Source organism: Giesbergeria giesbergeri (assembly GCF_054779375.1).
Genome location: NZ_BAAGYJ010000003.1, coordinates 1 through 16128 on the forward strand (window position 1 = coordinate 1; position 16128 = coordinate 16128).

Consider the following 16128-nt stretch of genomic DNA (forward strand, 5'->3'; position numbering starts at 1 on the left):
ATATCAGAAGTTTTTATCTCCTGTCAAAGCATGGGGTTTTTAATTCCCGCCACCTTGAAATCCTTGCCGCTTACTTAGCACGCTTGGTATCAAACATTGCTTAGTAGCGAAGCCTCGAATTCTACATTAGTTTTTTGCACTGTTGCAAGTGCTTTAAACAAAAAGTGAATTTTCTTTGGCGGCAACACCGTCAGAGGCCGCAATATGGACTTGGTTGCGCCCTGCAGTTTTGGCTGCATACAGTGCCACATCCGCACTGCGGAGCATTTGCTCAAGGGTGGTGGTGCTGGAATGGCGCAACGCTACGCCAATCGACACAGTGAAGTGCAACAAACCACCATCATCTAGAGCGACACGGGCATCTGCCAATGCAGTGCGCAAACGTTCAGCAATTTCTTTTGCAATCTCTAAAGGGGTGTCAGGCAGCAAAATAGCAAATTCTTCTCCCCCCAACCGGGCCAGCACATCGGTATCACGCAATTGCTGAGCCAAGGTACGGGCCATCACCACCAACACTTTGTCTCCTGCGGCATGGCCATAGGTGTCGTTGACTTGTTTGAAGTGGTCGATGTCAATCATGCAAACAACTACTGGGCGATGATGACGGGTGGCCCGAGAAAGCTCACGCACACCTAACTCGAAGAAATGACGCCGATTGCACAGGCCTGTCAGACCATCGGTGTTGGCTTTGCGTTCTAAAGCTTTTTGCAGGCGCTGGATTTCTGTCATGTCTACACAAACAGTGCGACTGGACAGAAATTCGCCCTGTGGACTCATTTCGGCGGTGGCGTTGAGCAAAACAGGCAGGATGCTACCGTCCTTGCGCACCATATCTAGGGCGATATCGCGCAGCTGTCCGGAGACTTTGAGTCGGGTGAAGAGTTTTTTGAAATGGGCGGCACTGGCGGGGGTGAGCAAATCGGTCAGACGCAAACGGTTTTGTACTTCAGCGCGTTCGTAGCCAAGCCAGCCCAGTTCCGTGAGGTTCATGCGAATGATGTACCCGTGGGTATCTAAGGAGTGATAGCCACAAGGTGCCTGATCGTAGAGGGCGGCAATCTCTTGGGCATCTTGTTGTTCGCGGGCACGCTCCACATTGGCATACACCTTGCGTTCAGCCAAGATCCAACTGACGAAAACCAATATAGCCAACAGCACCCCCACTAGGGGGCCATGACTGCGCCAAAGGAAAGGGGTGTCTTCCAAGAAGTCTTGAGGAACCAGAATGACCGATCTCCAGTGGTAGCCTCCCGGTTGGCTGGCCATGACGGTCATGCCTTGGTGGTGCAATACGGCAGCGGGTGGCAAAGGAGAGGCTTCGAATTCCAATGGATGGATGGCATCGAACAGAAATAAGCCTTGGGCTGTCTGTACGGCCCCTGTGCGCTGACGCGACATGGCGGCCCAAACACTTGGATATTGCTGGGCAAAATTGCTTTGTGCCAATGGTATTGCGCTGCCCATGAGGAACGATCCGGGACTGAGCCACTCCCCGGTCGGCCCCACCAACATGGCCTGATGAAAAGGGTTACGGGCCATCACCTTGGCAAAGGCATCCAGCAGTTCGCTGATCTGAAACTCCAGTTGCAGGATACCTGCCTGGCGCTGGCGGCTGTTGAACACGGGCGTGCTGATGCGCAGCACCGTGGCAGGATTGGCACCCGAGGCGGCAACCTGTGATAGGTGGTTCTGCTGCAACAGCGCCACCCGCTCTACCTGTACCAAGGGCTGGCCTTGCAGGTTCTGCACTTGTAGATCGACATAACGCCCATAGTTGCGCACCACTTGTTCCAATGCCAGGGTCAACCGTTGGTGGTGCAATGGATTGGGTTGGTCGAGGAAGTCGGTAAGCACAGCAGAGGTACTGATCACGCCCAGATCACCAGCGACCTCTAAAAACTCTTTATGCACCATGTGGTCGGCGATGCTCAGATAGCCTTGCTCTCTGGCCTCGATCACCTCGACCCGGCTGCGCAGGTAGTTTTCATGCAAAGGCCAGCCCAGCGCCAGTAAAACGCTGATGGCCACGACCAGATATGCTCCAGCCAAACGCAGGACTTGGCGTTTGAAAGCATCTGTTTTTGCACTCATGGGATGTGTGTCCCGAAATCAAAACATGCCAAATTGGCTCCATCTACCTCCAGACAAGACATCAATGCCTTGCAATGGTGTGGTTGTTTCAGGCAAGCAAGATGCTTGCCCACCTGTGCTGACGGTAGTGGCATGGCACCGTGAGGCTCCCACTAAACCTCCCTGGAGCACTCCATGCAATGGTTGTGGCCTGTGTTGTCTGGCTGAACCTTGTCCGCTGGGCATCTGGGTGTCTGGACGACGTACAGGGGCGTGCCGTGCCTTGCTCTGGGATGATGCCTTAAGACGCTACCAATGTGGATTGTTGACAGACCCAACAAGGATTACGGGGTGGCGGCATCCTTGGCTACTGCACTGGTGCCGCCGCTTGGCCCAACGCTGGATTGCTGCTGGCACCGGCTGTGATGCCGATATTGAATGGGAAACAATTTCATCTACTGGGACAATCGAATCCAAAGCCCCAAGTGATAACGCAACAGAAACGACAAACAGATCACAAACAGGTACTAATCCAGACGATAGAACGGTGGCTTCTCCGTTTACCATGCCAAAGAAACAGGCAGGAGTAGGCCTGTCCCTATCGAAGGAGAAGCCGGATGACATTCATGCCGTGGAATGATGCGATTGCTGTGGGCATCCAAGAGGTAGATGAGCAGCATCGCTGGCTGGTGGACTTGATCAACGAGTTGCACGATGCATTGACTGCAGAGACCCCTGACAGGGCTGCTGTTGGTCATGTGCTGGAAGGGCTGATGGACTACACCATGAACCACTTCATCATGGAGGAGGAATGGTTTGAGCGACACGCCTACCCAGATATCGGGGCACACAAGGCACAACACAACCGTTTTACTGGCACCATCATGAACGCACTGACCGATTTTGAAGACGGTCAGCATGTGCCTTATGAACTGATGGAGTTTTTGAAGCACTGGCTGTTGGAGCACATCATGCGCACCGATAAGGCTTATGTGCCGTTCTTGCAGGCCCAGGGCATTACCTGAGGGCACGCACCATTGTTGTGGTGGTGCGGCGTTTTTGTTCTAGGAAAGTGCGCAACTCCTTGTCGTTGCGCCGGATGTGCAGCGACAGCCAATCGCGCAAGGCTGTGGATAACTCCGAGGCTACTGTGATGCTGCCTCCTTGGTGCTTGCGTTGAAGTCGCCGCAGCTGGGCTACAAACAATGCGCGGCCCTGTTTGTGACGCTCCAAATCTGGAAATTTGGCCTGTTCCATCTGCTGCTCTTCATGGCGCAGGTGTTCTTCTGTGTCGGCAATGATCTGCGCCAGCAATGCTTCCACGATTTCGTTGCCACGCCCTTCGCTGGTGGCTGTATGCAATGTGTTGACCTGTTCCACCAGTTTGCGATGGTCCTCGTCAATGGGGCCATTGTCGATGACCATGTCATCGGCCCAGACAAAATAAGCCATTTTGGTCTCCTCTTGGGTGGTGCGCAACAGCCATCAACGCTGTAGCACCAGTGACTCGGAGGGTACACCACCCAAACGGAAGACGCTGGCAGTATGAACCAGTGTATGGGCCTGTTGCTCTAGGGCTTGGGCAGCAGCGGCTGCTTCTTCCACCAGCGCCGCATTTTGCTGTGTGACCTGATCCATCTGCACCATAGCTTGGTTGATTTGATCGATGCCTTGGGTCTGATCCTGACTGGCCATACTGATCTCACGCATGATGTCGGCCACCCGGCGCACACTCACCACGATCTCATCCATCGTGCTGCCCGCTTGTTCCACCAGCGTACACCCCGCACTCACGTTCCCCACCGACGCCTCTATCAAATCCTTGATCTCTCGTGCCGCCGTCGCCGACCTCCCCGCCAAATTCCTCACCTCGCTCGCCACCACCGCAAAACCCCTGCCCTGCTCTCCCGCCCGCGCCGCCTCTACCGCTGCGTTCAACGCCAAAATATTGGTCTGGAAGGCAATGCCGTCAATCACTCCAATAATGTCGGCTATCTTGCGTGAGGAGTCATTGATCGCCTCCATCGTGTGAACCACTTGGGCGACCACAGCCCCACCTTTGACCGCCACCTGCGCCGCCGATTCAGCCAAGGTGTTGGCGTGTTTTCCACTATCAAAGTTTTGTTTGACGGTGCTGGCCAGCTCTTGCATGGACGCAGCCGTTTGCTGTAGGGCACTGGCCTGCTCTTCGGTACGCGAGGAGAGGTCTTGGTTGCCAGCAGCAATCTGCCCAGTGGCAATCGCGATGGTGTCACTGCCACTGCGCACTTCAATCACTATGCGAGACAGGCCGGCGTTCATCTCTTGTAAGGCTTGGAGCAATTGCCCTGTTTCGTCAGTGGAATGCACTGTAATGTGGCTGCTCAAATCACCAGCCGCAACGGCCTGGGCTACTTTCACGGCACTGCGCAATGGCATGGTGATGGAACGTGTGATCCAAACGGCCAGTACTACCGCACTGAACAAACCGATTGCGCCCAGCCCCAACAGCAACACGCGCCCAGTATGGGCTTGGTCGCGGGCAATGGCCCCGCTTTGCACTACCAGTTGCTGCTCTAGCTTGGCCAACGCATCAACACGTTGTTGCACGGTGTTGAGCGCAGGCAGCGTATGGGTGTTCATTTCTAAGGCGGCTTCGTCCAACCGCCCGGCATCCACCAGCTCATTGAGTTTGGCCTGCGAAGTGACGTAACGCGCCCGCGCTTGCTCGGCTTCTGTCAGTAGTGCCTTGGCTGCAGGCAGCTCTACCAGCTCTTGTAGCTTTTTGAAGGCTTGCAAGAATGCCTCACGCCCAGCCAAGATGTCGGCACGCATTTTGGCCCGATGGGCAGCATCGGGGGCCGTGACAATTTCAATAGTGCGGCGGGTATTGGCTAAAGCAATGGTGCTCAGGGTGTTGGCAGCATCCGCTTTGACCCACTCGATTTCAATCAGATGACGATTGGCCTCAGCCACATCGGTCAGGCGCAACAAACCCACCACCACCATGCACAGCATCATGGTGATGAGCAAACCAAATCCGAGCGCCAGACGGGTGCCAATCAGCAGACTGCGCCTGGGTGGCGGGGATATAGGTGGCATAAGGACTTCCTTGGAAAGAGTCAAACGGAAAAGTGCAAGTCAAAAAGAGCCCGCATTTTTGCATTGCAAAACAAGATTGCACCCCTGTCCATAAACATCAAACCTGATCCAACGCACAAAAGCTGCCGATTTCTACACGCTGTATTTCAAAGACCTCGCCCCTTAACCAATGCCATGATCTGGGCGGCATCCAACGTAGATGCTTTTTGTTGAATTTGTGGTAGATACTGGGTTTGTAGTTGTTTGGCCGGGGCCAGCAGGTCTTGGTAGCTTGAGCGCAGCACATTGGTGCTCATGCTGCGTCCACCCGCGTAGTAACGCTTGGCCAACTGGCCTAAGGCATAAGTGGTAGCAAACGAAAAAGCCATGCCGGTGGCAGTGCTGCCAAGCTTACCTGCCGTTTTACCCAGTGCCTTGCCCAACATCCCCCCCATCAGTTTGCGACCAAACTGCTCCAAGTACTGCGAAGTCAGCCCCACACCAGCTGCGGCAATAAACTCTTTGATGTGACCGGTGTCCAGTTCGACACCATGTGCCTTGCCAATGGCATAGACCATTTTGATTTGCAACGGAATGATGGCCATAGAAGCCCAAGATTGGGGCAGCAACTCCAGCGCACCATTCAGGATGGCGTAATGGAGGATGCTTTTGTCCAGATCAGCCTCTGATGGCCGCACTGTAGTGACCGGCAGGGGGGCAGGAGTCGCTGCGGAGGCAACCACTGCAGCAGCAGCAGTTGCTGCTGCTGCTGCCGGAGTCTGCCATTGGGCGAACAGGCCGGTGCCTGGCAAAGGTGTATTGGCTGCCGCTGGGACAACTGCTGGTGGTGCAGGCACAGATGCCGCCCAAGCGGCCACACTGTCTGCCTGGGACTCAAAAGCCTGCACAGACTCGGCAGGTAAACCCAATTGGTGGCGCAGATCTGCCAAAAACAGTCGCTCGGCTTGGCTTTGACTGCCATCTGCATCGCAGACACACACGGCCATCTCATAAGCCAATTGGCGGTGGGCTGGATCACTCAAGGCCTGTACCGCGCCAGCCACTGACACCCGCCGCAATAGCACGTCTTGGTACAACGAGGTGAGTGGGTGAGCACCTTGGGTGTCGGAGAGAGACTCTGCCATTTGACGAATGGTCTCGCGCTCACTGTCGGCTTTATGACCATCAGCAAAAGCGGCGTACAAGGCAATGGTCAACAAGGCTCGCTGTTGTTCGGGATTCATCTGCAAAACTCCTGTGGCAATGGAACGAATCGGGATGGCTGCCATGATGACATGCCCCATAGCGCCTCAGAGACCAGACCCAGGGGAGTGGTTCCACTACACCACCGAATCACATGCGGCCCATAGCGATAATGCGCCCATGCCAAACCGCTGGAAACCCAATGTCACCGTGGCTGCCATCATCGAGCGCGACGGAAAATTCATGCTGATCGAGGAGAACACTGCCGATGGCCTGTGTTTGAACAACCCTGCCGGGCATTTAGACCCCGGAGAGTCTCCCATGGCTGCCTGCGCCCGTGAAGTGCTGGAAGAGACAGCGTACGATTTCACCCCCACAGGGCTGGTAGGGGTGTATCTGAACCGTTTTACCCGTACGCGCACCGGGCATGACATCACCTACCTGCGGTTTGCCTTTTGCGGCACGCTAGGACAGCATCATCCTGACCAACCTCTGGATGAAGGCATCGTCGGCCCCGTCTGGATGACACTGGAAGAGCTGCGGGCCAGCACCGAGCGCCACCGCAGCCCGCTGGTGCTGCAATGTATTGAAGACTATTTGGCAGGCCAGCGCCACCCGGTAGATCTGATCCATACCGATGCCAGTGTGCTCACCCACCCCCACGCACGCAACATGGAAGGCACCCCATGAGCAAGCAACGTGTGGTCGTTGGCCTGAGTGGTGGCGTGGATTCGGCCGTGACGGCCTATCTGCTGAAACAGCAAGGGCACGAGGTAGTCGGCATCTTCATGAAAAACTGGGAAGATGATGACGACAGTGAATACTGCTCGTCAAACATCGATTTTGTAGATGCAGCGGCAGTGGCCGACGTGATTGGCATTGAAATCGAGCATGTCAACTTTGCAGCAGAGTACAAAGACCGGGTTTTTGCCGAGTTTCTGCGCGAATACCAAGCAGGACGCACACCCAACCCAGATATTCTGTGCAATGCCGAGATCAAGTTCAAGTCGTTCCTAGACCACGCCATGCGGCTAGGAGCAGAAAAGATTGCCACCGGCCACTACGCCCGCGTGCGCCAAAACCAAGACACAGGGCTGTTTGAACTGCTCAAGGGACTAGACCCCAGCAAAGACCAAAGTTATTTTTTGCATAGGCTCAACCAAGCACAGTTGGCAAAGACGTGGTTTCCGGTGGGTGAACTGCACAAGACCGAGGTGCGCCGGATTGCCGAAGAGATTGGCCTGCCCAATGCCCGAAAAAAGGACTCTACGGGAATTTGCTTCATTGGTGAGCGGCCTTTCCGGGAGTTTTTGAACCGCTACATTCACCATGCACCCGGCCCTATCTGGGACGAACGGGGCCGCAAAATCGGCCAACATGTGGGCCTGAGCTTTTACACCTTGGGCCAGCGCCAAGGACTGGGCATTGGGGGCATCAAAGAACAAGGTGCCCAACGAGGTGGTGGAGAACACCAACCGTGGTTTGTCGCACGCAAAGAGCTAGACAAAAACGTACTGCGGGTGGTGCAAGGCCACGACCATCCTTGGCTTTTATCGCACCAACTGACAGCACAAGAGGCCAGCTGGACAGCAGGCCACCCCCCTGCGGCAGGCGTCTATGCCGCCAAGACACGCTACCGCCAGCAAGATACCCTCTGCTCACTAGCCCCCACCAACGCTCAACACTTTGCCTTGGACTTTACCGACGCCCAGTGGGCAGTCACGCCAGGGCAATCGGCGGTGCTGTATGACGGTGATGTCTGTTTGGGTGGTGGCGTGATTGCCACCGTCAGCACCTCTTAAACAGGTGCGTTTCAGAAGGGGATGTCATCGTCCTCGAAGTTACCACCAAAACCGGCATCTGGACGCGCAGGCGGTGCCATAGGAGCAGGAGCTGCTGGGGCAGGGCGTGCAGCCGGGGACGCCATACGGGGTGCAGCTGGTGCGGCACGACGTGGGGCATCGTAACCGCCAGCATCGCTGGCGTAACCGTCGTCTCCTTGTGGGCCAGCACCGCCCATGCCCTGACGACTGCCCAGCATCTGCATCTGGTCGGCACGAATTTCGGTACTGTATTTTTCTACGCCTGTAGGGTCAGTCCACTTACGGGTGCGCAGGGAGCCTTCCACATAGACCTGCGAACCTTTGCGCAGATACTGCCCAACGATCTCAGCCAGACGGCCATTAAAAACCACGCGGTGCCATTCGGTGTGCTCGCGGGTTTCTCCTGTTTGCTTGTCTTTCCACTTATCGGTGGTGGCGATGGTGACATTGGCCACCTGATCGCCGTTGGGGAAAGTACGCATTTCTGGGTCACGGCCCAGGTTGCCGACGATGATCACTTTGTTGATGGATGCCATGCTGCTTTACCTTGAAAGGAGAGGGTGCGCGACGCGCCAAACGGCTGATTGTGCCGCATAAGGCTTCTGTTCCAACCGTCGTTTTCCGTGCACAGCCTACCTTACTCTGGCACCCGCCCCACAAGACGCAAAGGCCAAGTCCACAACAGCCACAGCAGCGTTAACACAGTGGTGACTGTAAACAACAAAGCAGCTCCTCCACCTTTGAGCAAAACTCCACCCAGCACTCCACCAGCAAACAAGCCCAAGGATTGCAGCGTGTTGTACACCCCTAATGCTGCACCACGCATCTGTGCCGGTGCCATGCGTGATACCAGACTGGGCTGGCTGGCCTCCAAAGCGTTAAAGCCACAAAAGAACACCAACAACAACCCACCCAACACCCACAGCGAAGGCATCTGGACACTGGCAGCCATCCAGCCTAGCCCAACCTGCACCAACAGCACCAGAGCAATCGCGCCCAACAAAGCCGCACGCAGATGGCCACGCCGCTCCAACGCGAACAAGCCCCCCAGAAACAAAAAGGACACCAACACCGCAGGCAAATACACTTGCCAATGCAACCCTTTGGCCAATCCTGCCTGCACCAGCAAGGCAGGCACCGCCACCCACATAGCCATCTGTACCGTGTGCAGTGCAAAAACACCCAAATTCAGACGCAACAACGCAGGGTGTTGCCAAACATCGACCAGACGGCCACGGGCAGCCTCTTGGTGCTGTACTGGCTCCGGCGGCACCCACCAAACCACAATAGCCACACCACACAGTGCCAAAGCACCAGTGAGACCAAATAAACCCCCCAGGCCTATCTGGGAGGCCAACAGGGGAGCCAACACCAGAGCCAGTGCAAACATCAGGGCGATCCCTCCCCCGATCAATGCCATCGCTTTGGTGCGAACCACATCACGGGTCTGATCGGCCAACAAGGCCGTGACAGCCGCTGACACGGCACCTGCCCCCTGAAACGCTCTGCCCCACAACAAGCCCATCAGGCTATCGGCCCCAGCCGCCCAAAAACTGCCCACCGCAAACACCAGCAGGCCCAACACGATGATGCGCTTGCGACCAAAACGGTCCGATGCCATACCCAAGGGCAATTGCAGACAAGCTTGCGTCAAGCCATAGATGCCCATCGCCAACCCGACCAGTGCAGGGTCATCGCCACCGGGGTAATGGCGCGCTTCAATCGCAAACACGGGCAGCACCAAAAACAGGCCCAACATACGCAAGGCAAAAATCAGTGCCAGCGAGACACTAGAGCGGCGCTCCAGTGCCGTCATCAAGGCACGCACCGGCTTGTCCGAAGCCGCTACAGAGGGAGAAGAAGAAGGAGAAGAAGACACAGTGGGTTCTCAGACGCGGGCAGCACACCCGGCACGACAGACAACAGCCGCCAAAGGGGGTGATTGTGCGCGAAGCGCCGATTGGATGCCTTGGGCCTATGGGCTGTCCCTATCATGGTCAGCTTTGGTCCGCCTGCCACATCTACCGTGAACGCACTTTCCCTCCCCCCCTCAGACAACCCTGCTTTTCCCACTGAAGAAGGCCGCCCACTGGCGGCTGCCCTGGCCCGGCACCACTGCATCAGCATCCGAGGGGCGCGCACGCACAACCTAAAAAACCTTGATCTCGACATCCCGCGTGAACAATTGGTGGTCATCACCGGGCTCTCAGGCTCAGGCAAATCGAGTCTGGCTTTCGACACCCTCTATGCCGAAGGCCAGCGCCGTTATGTGGAAAGCCTGTCTACCTATGCCCGCCAATTTTTAGGGAGGCTAGACAAGCCTGATGTGGACTGGATTGAGGGACTGTCTCCTGCCATCGCCATCGAACAAAAAGCCACCAGCCACAATCCACGCTCCACGGTGGGTACGGTGACAGAAATCCACGATTACCTGCGCCTACTCTATGCACGGGCCGGCACCCCCCACTGCCCTGAGCACGGTCAGGCACTGACAGCACAAACCATCAGCCAAATGGTAGACACCCTGCTGGCACTACCCGCAGACACCCGCTTGATGGTGCTGGCCCCCATAGCACGCCAGCGCAAAGGCGAATTCACCGAACTGTTCAAAGAGATGCAGGCCCGCGGCTATGTCCGCTTTCGGGTGGATGGGCAGATTTACACGCACGAGCAATTGCCCCCGCTGAAAAAAACAGAGAAACACGATGTGGATGTGGTGATCGACCGGCTCAAGGTGCGCCCCGAAGTGCAGCAACGGCTGGCCGAGAGCTTGGAGACCGCGCTGCGTGTGGCCGGCCCAGATGCCAGCGGACAAGTGCTGGCGCTGGAAATGGATACGGGCAGCGAGCACCTGTTGAGCAGCCAGTTTGCCTGTCCGGTGTGCCACTACACCCAGCCCACACTAGAGCCTCGTCTGTTCTCCTTCAATGCCCCATTAGGGGCTTGCCCAAGCTGCGATGGCATTGGCCACAGCGAAGTATTTGATGCGACACGGGTAGTGGCTTTTCCCTCTCTGAGTTTAGCCAGTGGAGCCATCCACGGTTGGGATCGGCGCAACAGCACTGGCTTTGCCTTGTTAGAGAGTTTGGCCCAACATTACGGCTTTGATCTGGAAACCCCATTTGCTGCCTTGCCAAACACCGTACAACAGGTGATCTTGTATGGCTCGGGCCATGAATCCATTGCCTTTCGATATTTTTTGGGCAGTGGCACCCACAAAGGGCAAGCCATCGTCAAGCAACATCCGTTTGAAGGCATCTTGCCCAACATGGCACGGCGCTGGCGCGACACCGACTCCAGCGCCGTGCGTGAAGAATTGGCCCGCTGGCGCAGCACCCAACCCTGCCCCGACTGCCTAGGGGCACGCTTGCGCCGCGAAGCCCGGCACGTCAAAGTGGGCCACGGCCCCCAAGCCCGAGCCATCCAAGACATCAGCCACAGCACATTGGCCGAGGCCCATGCTTGGTTTTCTGGCCTACAACTATCGGGTACCAAGGCCGAGATTGCCGCCCCGATAGTGCGCGAAATTCTGACCCGTCTGCAATTTCTCAATGATGTAGGCCTGAACTATCTCAGCCTAGGCCGCAGTGCCGAAAGCCTGAGCGGTGGCGAAGCCCAGCGTATCCGGCTGGCTTCACAAATTGGCTCGGGCCTGACGGGCGTAATGTATGTACTGGATGAACCCAGTATCGGCCTGCACCAACGAGACAACGACCGCTTGATTGCTACCTTGCAACACCTGCGCAACATTGGCAACAGCGTGATTGTGGTGGAACACGACCAAGACATGATGCGCGCGGCCGACCACATCATCGACCTGGGGCCGGGCGCTGGGATGCACGGAGGACAAGTCATGGCACAAGGCAGTTACGAGCAAGTGCGTGCCAATCCCCAATCGCCTACCGGACGCTATCTGGCAGGTACACAATCCATTCCTGTGCCCATGCGGCGTACGCCACCCAAGGCCACACAGCAATTGCGCCTCATTGGTGCTCAAGGCAACAACCTGCAAAACATCAGTGTGGATTTTCCGGTGGGCCTGCTCACCTGCGTGACAGGTGTTTCCGGCTCTGGCAAAAGCACACTGGTCAATGACACTCTGCACAAAGCCGTTGCCCGACAGCTTTATCGCGCCCACGACGAACCAGCCCCCCACGAGGCTCTCGAAGGCATGGACTACTTCGACAAAGTCATTAACGTCGATCAATCCCCCATAGGCCGCACCCCACGCAGCAACCCAGCCACCTATACCGGCCTGTTTACCCCAATCCGCGAACTGATGGCCGAAACCCACACCGCCAAAGAGCGTGGCTATGGCCCTGGGCGCTTTTCCTTCAATGTGGCCGGTGGCCGCTGCGAAGCTTGCCAAGGCGATGGCGTGGTGAAGGTCGAAATGCACTTTCTGCCCGATGTCTATGTGCCCTGCGATGTCTGCCACGGCCAACGCTACAACCGCGAAACCCTAGAAGTGCAATGGAAAGGCCGCCACATTGCACAAATTCTGGAACTCACGGTAGAAGACGCATACGCTTTCTTCAAAGACGTACCCAGCATTGCCCGCAAACTCCGCACTTTGCTAGATGTTGGTCTGAGTTATATCCGCCTCGGACAAAGCGCCACAACGCTCTCAGGCGGAGAAGCACAGCGCGTCAAGTTGGCACAAGAACTGAGCAAGCGCGACACAGGCAGAACCCTTTATATCCTGGATGAACCCACCACTGGGCTGCACTTTGCTGACATTGCCTTGCTGCTTCAGGTGTTGCACCAATTGCGTGATGCGGGCAACACCATTGTGGTGATTGAGCACAACCTCGACGTCATCAAAACCGCCGATTGGCTGATCGACATGGGGCCAGAGGGCGGAGCCGGTGGCGGCACTGTGGTCGCCACCGGCTCCCCTGAAGCCTTGGCAGCCCATCCTGACAGCCATACTGGACGCTACTTGCGCAGCTACTTGTAAGCAAATGAAACCATTTTGCCTGTGGATAACCCTGTGGAAATTTTTTGAATAACTATGCAGTTACCCACAGGGTAGTGAACTTCTCCAAAGTTGTTCATTTTTCGGACACAGGAAAACAAGGGTGGTTTCCACAGGGTTATCCACTGACTAAGTCACTGATTTATAAAGAAAAAGTTCACTTATCCACAGAAAAACGGTTCCTTCTACTACTACTACTAAATATATACATAAGAAAAAAGATAACAACCTGGGATAACTTTTGTGGGGAATTCCAGCCCCAAGACAGGCGCTACACCCCTTGTGCTTAACCCTATTGGCCTGCCAAACAAACTTGCTTTTGCTATAGTGGCCCCATGCGCCGATTTGCCACAGCTTGCGGGCGCTCTATAAATCCAGCTAAAGACAGACCGACAGCTTTGCCCGGCCCCGTTTTTAGCGTTGCCGGGCTTTTCTATGTCGTTCATCGCCACCCCTGAATTTCTGCACTTTCCACAGGCGCTGTCATTGCAAAGCGGTGCCCGTATCCGTGACTACACACTGGCTTACGAGACTTATGGCACCTTGAATGCGGAGCGTTCCAATGCCGTCTTGGTCTGTCATGCCCTGAACGCTTCGCACCACGTAGCAGGTGTCTATGCGGGTCAGGAAAAAAGCGAAGGTTGGTGGAACAACATGATTGGCCCTGGCAAGCCAGTCGATACCAATCGGTTCTTTGTCATTGGCATCAACAACCTGGGCTCTTGCTTTGGCTCCACTGGCCCCATGCATACCAACCCAGAGACAGGTCAGGTCTATGGCTCAGACTTCCCAGTGGTCACAGTGGAGGACTGGGTCAATGCCCAGGCCCGTTTGTTGGACTGCTTGGGGGTGCAGCAGTTGGCCGCCGTGCTGGGGGGTAGTTTGGGCGGTATGCAAGCATTGAGCTGGACACTGCAATACCCTGAGCGGGTGCGTCACGCGGTGGTGGTGGCCAGTGCGCCCAACCTCAATGCAGAAAACATTGCCTTCAATGAAGTGGCCCGGCGGGCCATCGTGACCGATCCAGACTTCCACGGTGGTCACTTCTACCAACACGGTGTGGTGCCCAAACGCGGGTTGCGTATCGCCCGCATGATTGGTCACATCACTTATTTGAGTGACGATGTGATGAACGAGAAGTTCGGGCGCCAATTGCGCGAGGGCTTGGAGCTGAAATACAGCACCCAAGACATCGAATTCCAGATTGAGAGCTATTTGCGCTACCAAGGTGACAAGTTCAGTGAGTACTTTGACGCCAATACCTATTTGCTCATCACCCGTGCCTTGGATTACTTTGATCCAGCCCGTGCGTTTGGTGGTGACTTGAGTCAAGCCCTGGCGCGGGCTACGGCCCAATTCTTGCTGGTGAGCTTTAGCACTGATTGGCGGTTTTCGCCACAGCGCAGCCGCGAGATCGTGAAGGCGCTGTTGGATAACCGGCGTGATGTGAGCTATGCCGAGATTGATGCCCCCCATGGGCATGATGCTTTTTTGCTGGACGATGTTCGTTACATGAACCTCATCGGCGCTTATTTCCAGCGCATTGCCAAGGAGTTTGCATGACCGAAAAAGCCACTATGCAGGCCATTGCAGCTTTGGTGCCTGCTGGTTCGCGCGTGCTCGATTTGGGTTGTGGTGATGGCGTCTTGCTCGACTACTTGCAACGTGAACGTGGCTGTAGTGGATATGGCATTGAGATCGATGATGCCAATGTGTTGGCCTGCGCGCGCCGGGGGGTCAATGTGATCCAGCTGAACCTGGAGGAGGGGCTGGCGATGTTTGCCGACAACTCGTTCGATGTCGTGCTGCAGATTGACACCCTGCCGCACCTGCGCAATGCCGAGACCATGCTGCGCGAGACCGCTCGTGTAGGGCAGGCCGGTATTGTGGCCTTTCCCAACTTTGCCCATTGGCCCAACCGGCTGTCAGTGCTGCGCGGCCGTATGCCCGTGACCCGCCGCTTGCCTTACCAGTGGTATGACACACCCAATATCCGCGTGGGTACCTATGCCGACTTTGCCGTGTTGGCACAGAAGAACCAGTTGCATATCTTGGATGCCTTTGGCTTGCAGAATGGGCAGAAGGTGCGTTTTTTACCCAATGTTCGAGCCAGCACAGCGGTATTCCATCTGCGGCGTGACGTGGGCTGAACCTTAAAATTGCACCATGACCTTCCTTGACATGCTGCACGCTGCGGCCACGCAAAACAACTCCATGCTGTGCGTGGGTTTAGACCCTGAACCCTCCCGGTTTCCTGCTGCCATGCAGGGAGACCCCCGCAAGATCTATGACTTCTGTGCGGCCATTGTGGATGCCACCGCAGATTTGGTCTGTGCCTTCAAGCCCCAGATTGCCTACTTTGCCGCCCACGGTGCAGAAGACCAGCTAGAGCGCCTGATGCAGCACATGCGCAGCCATGCGCCACAGGTGCCTATCATCTTGGATGCCAAGCGGGGTGACATTGGTTCTACCGCAGAGCAATACGCCAAAGAAGCCTTTGAACGTTATGGCGCTGATGCAGTCACGCTCTCGCCCTTTATGGGCTTGGATTCGATAGAGCCTTACCTGCGTTATCCAGGCAAGGGGGCTTTTTTACTGTGTCGTACGTCCAATCCCGGCGGGGATGATTTTCAGAACCAGCGATTAGCCAGCATCGCTGGGGAGCCCTTGTTGTACGAGCACATTGCCCGTTTGGCCCAGGGCTCTTGGAATCACAATGGTCAGCTAGGACTGGTGGTGGGGGCCACCTATCCTGCTGAGATTGAGCGGGTGCGGGCTTTGGCACCCACAGTGCCTTTGCTGATTCCTGGCGTGGGTGCCCAAGGGGGCGATGCTTTGGCCACTGTGCGTGCAGGTTGGCGCCCCAATGGCCCTATCGTAGTCAACTCCTCACGGGCCATCCTTTATGCCAGCAATGGCGCTGACTTTGCTGATGCCGCTCGCCGCGAAGCACGCAAGACGCGCGATGTGCTACAGGCGGCCCGCCCCTGAACA

The 16128-nt window shown here is 56.3% G+C and carries 14 protein-coding genes; 8 read left to right on the forward strand and 6 right to left on the reverse strand.

All coding sequences use genetic code 11. From position 1 onward, the window contains the following. Nucleotides 1–153 precede the first annotated feature (153 nt). A complete protein-coding gene (locus ACYVB2_RS07975; protein ID WP_382432156.1) occupies nucleotides 154–2091 on the reverse strand; it encodes a GGDEF domain-containing protein in 1938 nt (645 codons plus the stop codon). 367 nt (nucleotides 2092–2458) lie between these two features. Between ACYVB2_RS07975 and ACYVB2_RS07980 the strand changes: the two genes are divergently transcribed. Continuing rightward, entirely contained in the window at nucleotides 2459–2710 is a 252-nt protein-coding gene (locus ACYVB2_RS07980; RefSeq protein WP_382432154.1) for a hypothetical protein, read from the forward strand. Continuing rightward, nucleotides 2688–3095, forward strand: coding sequence for a bacteriohemerythrin (locus tag ACYVB2_RS07985; protein WP_382432152.1), 408 nt, complete (start codon nucleotides 2688–2690; stop codon nucleotides 3093–3095). Before ACYVB2_RS07980 ends, ACYVB2_RS07985 begins: the two co-directional genes overlap by 23 nt. Here ACYVB2_RS07985 and ACYVB2_RS07990 read toward each other — a convergent pair. The 3 genes from ACYVB2_RS07990 to ACYVB2_RS08000 all read right to left on the reverse strand — a co-directional run bounded on the left by ACYVB2_RS07990 (nucleotide 3088) and on the right by ACYVB2_RS08000 (nucleotide 6374). Continuing rightward, entirely contained in the window at nucleotides 3088–3522 is a 435-nt protein-coding gene (locus tag ACYVB2_RS07990) for a bacteriohemerythrin (protein WP_460536026.1), read from the reverse strand. The genes ACYVB2_RS07985 and ACYVB2_RS07990 overlap by 8 nt on opposite strands. 33 nt (nucleotides 3523–3555) lie before the next feature. Then, complete coding sequence (locus ACYVB2_RS07995; protein ID WP_382432148.1) at nucleotides 3556–5151, reverse strand: methyl-accepting chemotaxis protein; 1596 nt, start codon at nucleotides 5149–5151, stop codon at nucleotides 3556–3558. 146 nt (nucleotides 5152–5297) lie between these two features. Next, complete coding sequence (locus ACYVB2_RS08000) at nucleotides 5298–6374, reverse strand: DUF533 domain-containing protein (RefSeq protein WP_382432146.1); 1077 nt, start codon at nucleotides 6372–6374, stop codon at nucleotides 5298–5300. A 139-nt stretch (nucleotides 6375–6513) separates the two neighbouring features. Here ACYVB2_RS08000 and ACYVB2_RS08005 point away from each other — a divergent pair, with 139 nt between their 5' ends. Both ACYVB2_RS08005 and mnmA read left to right on the forward strand, forming a co-directional pair. After that, nucleotides 6514–7023: an NUDIX hydrolase gene (locus tag ACYVB2_RS08005; protein ID WP_382432144.1), complete on the forward strand. Its 510-nt coding sequence runs from the start codon at nucleotides 6514–6516 to the stop codon at nucleotides 7021–7023. Next, entirely contained in the window at nucleotides 7020–8135 is a 1116-nt protein-coding gene (gene mnmA, locus ACYVB2_RS08010) for a tRNA 2-thiouridine(34) synthase MnmA (protein ID WP_382432142.1), read from the forward strand. Before ACYVB2_RS08005 ends, mnmA begins: the two co-directional genes overlap by 4 nt. An 11-nt stretch (nucleotides 8136–8146) precedes the next feature. Here mnmA and ssb read toward each other — a convergent pair whose 3' ends face one another. Together ssb and ACYVB2_RS08020 are read right to left on the reverse strand one after the other, a co-directional pair. Next, a complete protein-coding gene (ssb, locus tag ACYVB2_RS08015) occupies nucleotides 8147–8692 on the reverse strand; it encodes a single-stranded DNA-binding protein (RefSeq protein WP_382432140.1) in 546 nt (181 codons plus the stop codon). A 101-nt stretch (nucleotides 8693–8793) separates the two neighbouring features. Next, nucleotides 8794–9972, reverse strand: a complete 1179-nt coding sequence (locus ACYVB2_RS08020; protein ID WP_382432164.1) for an MFS transporter — start codon at nucleotides 9970–9972, stop codon at nucleotides 8794–8796. Nucleotides 9973–10182: 210 nt separating this feature from the next. On the opposite strand from ACYVB2_RS08020, the gene uvrA reads away from it, so the two are divergent. The 4 genes from uvrA (at nucleotide 10183) to pyrF (ending at nucleotide 16125) form a co-directional block, all read left to right on the forward strand. Then, the gene (gene uvrA / locus ACYVB2_RS08025) at nucleotides 10183–13116 is read left to right on the forward strand and encodes an excinuclease ABC subunit UvrA (RefSeq protein WP_382432138.1); all 2934 of its coding nucleotides are present in this window, start codon (nucleotides 10183–10185) and stop codon (nucleotides 13114–13116) included. A 453-nt stretch (nucleotides 13117–13569) separates the two neighbouring features. Further along, nucleotides 13570–14697: a homoserine O-succinyltransferase MetX gene (gene metX, locus ACYVB2_RS08030; RefSeq protein WP_382432136.1), complete on the forward strand. Its 1128-nt coding sequence runs from the start codon at nucleotides 13570–13572 to the stop codon at nucleotides 14695–14697. Beyond that, nucleotides 14694–15284 (forward strand): methionine biosynthesis protein MetW, encoded by a 591-nt coding sequence (metW, locus tag ACYVB2_RS08035; RefSeq protein WP_382432134.1) that lies wholly within the window; start codon nucleotides 14694–14696, stop codon nucleotides 15282–15284. The genes metX and metW overlap by 4 nt, the downstream gene beginning before the upstream one ends. 16 nt (nucleotides 15285–15300) lie before the next feature. Further along, nucleotides 15301–16125 (forward strand): orotidine-5'-phosphate decarboxylase, encoded by an 825-nt coding sequence (gene pyrF / locus ACYVB2_RS08040; protein WP_382432133.1) that lies wholly within the window; start codon nucleotides 15301–15303, stop codon nucleotides 16123–16125. Nucleotides 16126–16128 lie beyond the last annotated feature (3 nt).

Bases quoted from the DNA above. Each gene is read 5' to 3' on its own strand.
- ACYVB2_RS07975 (WP_382432156.1), bottom strand. From the start codon at position 2,091: ATGAGTGCAAAAACAGATGCTTTCAAACGCCAAGTCCTGCGTTTGGCT.
- ACYVB2_RS07985 (WP_382432152.1), top strand. From the start codon at position 2,688: ATGACATTCATGCCGTGGAATGATGCGATTGCTGTGGGCATCCAAGAG.
- ACYVB2_RS07990 (WP_460536026.1), bottom strand. From the start codon at position 3,522: ATGGCTTATTTTGTCTGGGCCGATGACATGGTCATCGACAATGGCCCC.
- ACYVB2_RS07995 (WP_382432148.1), bottom strand. From the start codon at position 5,151: ATGCCACCTATATCCCCGCCACCCAGGCGCAGTCTGCTGATTGGCACC.
- ACYVB2_RS08000 (WP_382432146.1), bottom strand. From the start codon at position 6,374: ATGAATCCCGAACAACAGCGAGCCTTGTTGACCATTGCCTTGTACGCC.
- ACYVB2_RS08005 (WP_382432144.1), top strand. From the start codon at position 6,514: ATGCCAAACCGCTGGAAACCCAATGTCACCGTGGCTGCCATCATCGAG.
- mnmA (WP_382432142.1), top strand. From the start codon at position 7,020: ATGAGCAAGCAACGTGTGGTCGTTGGCCTGAGTGGTGGCGTGGATTCG.
- ssb (WP_382432140.1), bottom strand. From the start codon at position 8,692: ATGGCATCCATCAACAAAGTGATCATCGTCGGCAACCTGGGCCGTGAC.
- ACYVB2_RS08020 (WP_382432164.1), bottom strand. From the start codon at position 9,972: ATGACGGCACTGGAGCGCCGCTCTAGTGTCTCGCTGGCACTGATTTTT.
- metX (WP_382432136.1), top strand. From the start codon at position 13,570: ATGTCGTTCATCGCCACCCCTGAATTTCTGCACTTTCCACAGGCGCTG.
- metW (WP_382432134.1), top strand. From the start codon at position 14,694: ATGACCGAAAAAGCCACTATGCAGGCCATTGCAGCTTTGGTGCCTGCT.
- pyrF (WP_382432133.1), top strand. From the start codon at position 15,301: ATGACCTTCCTTGACATGCTGCACGCTGCGGCCACGCAAAACAACTCC.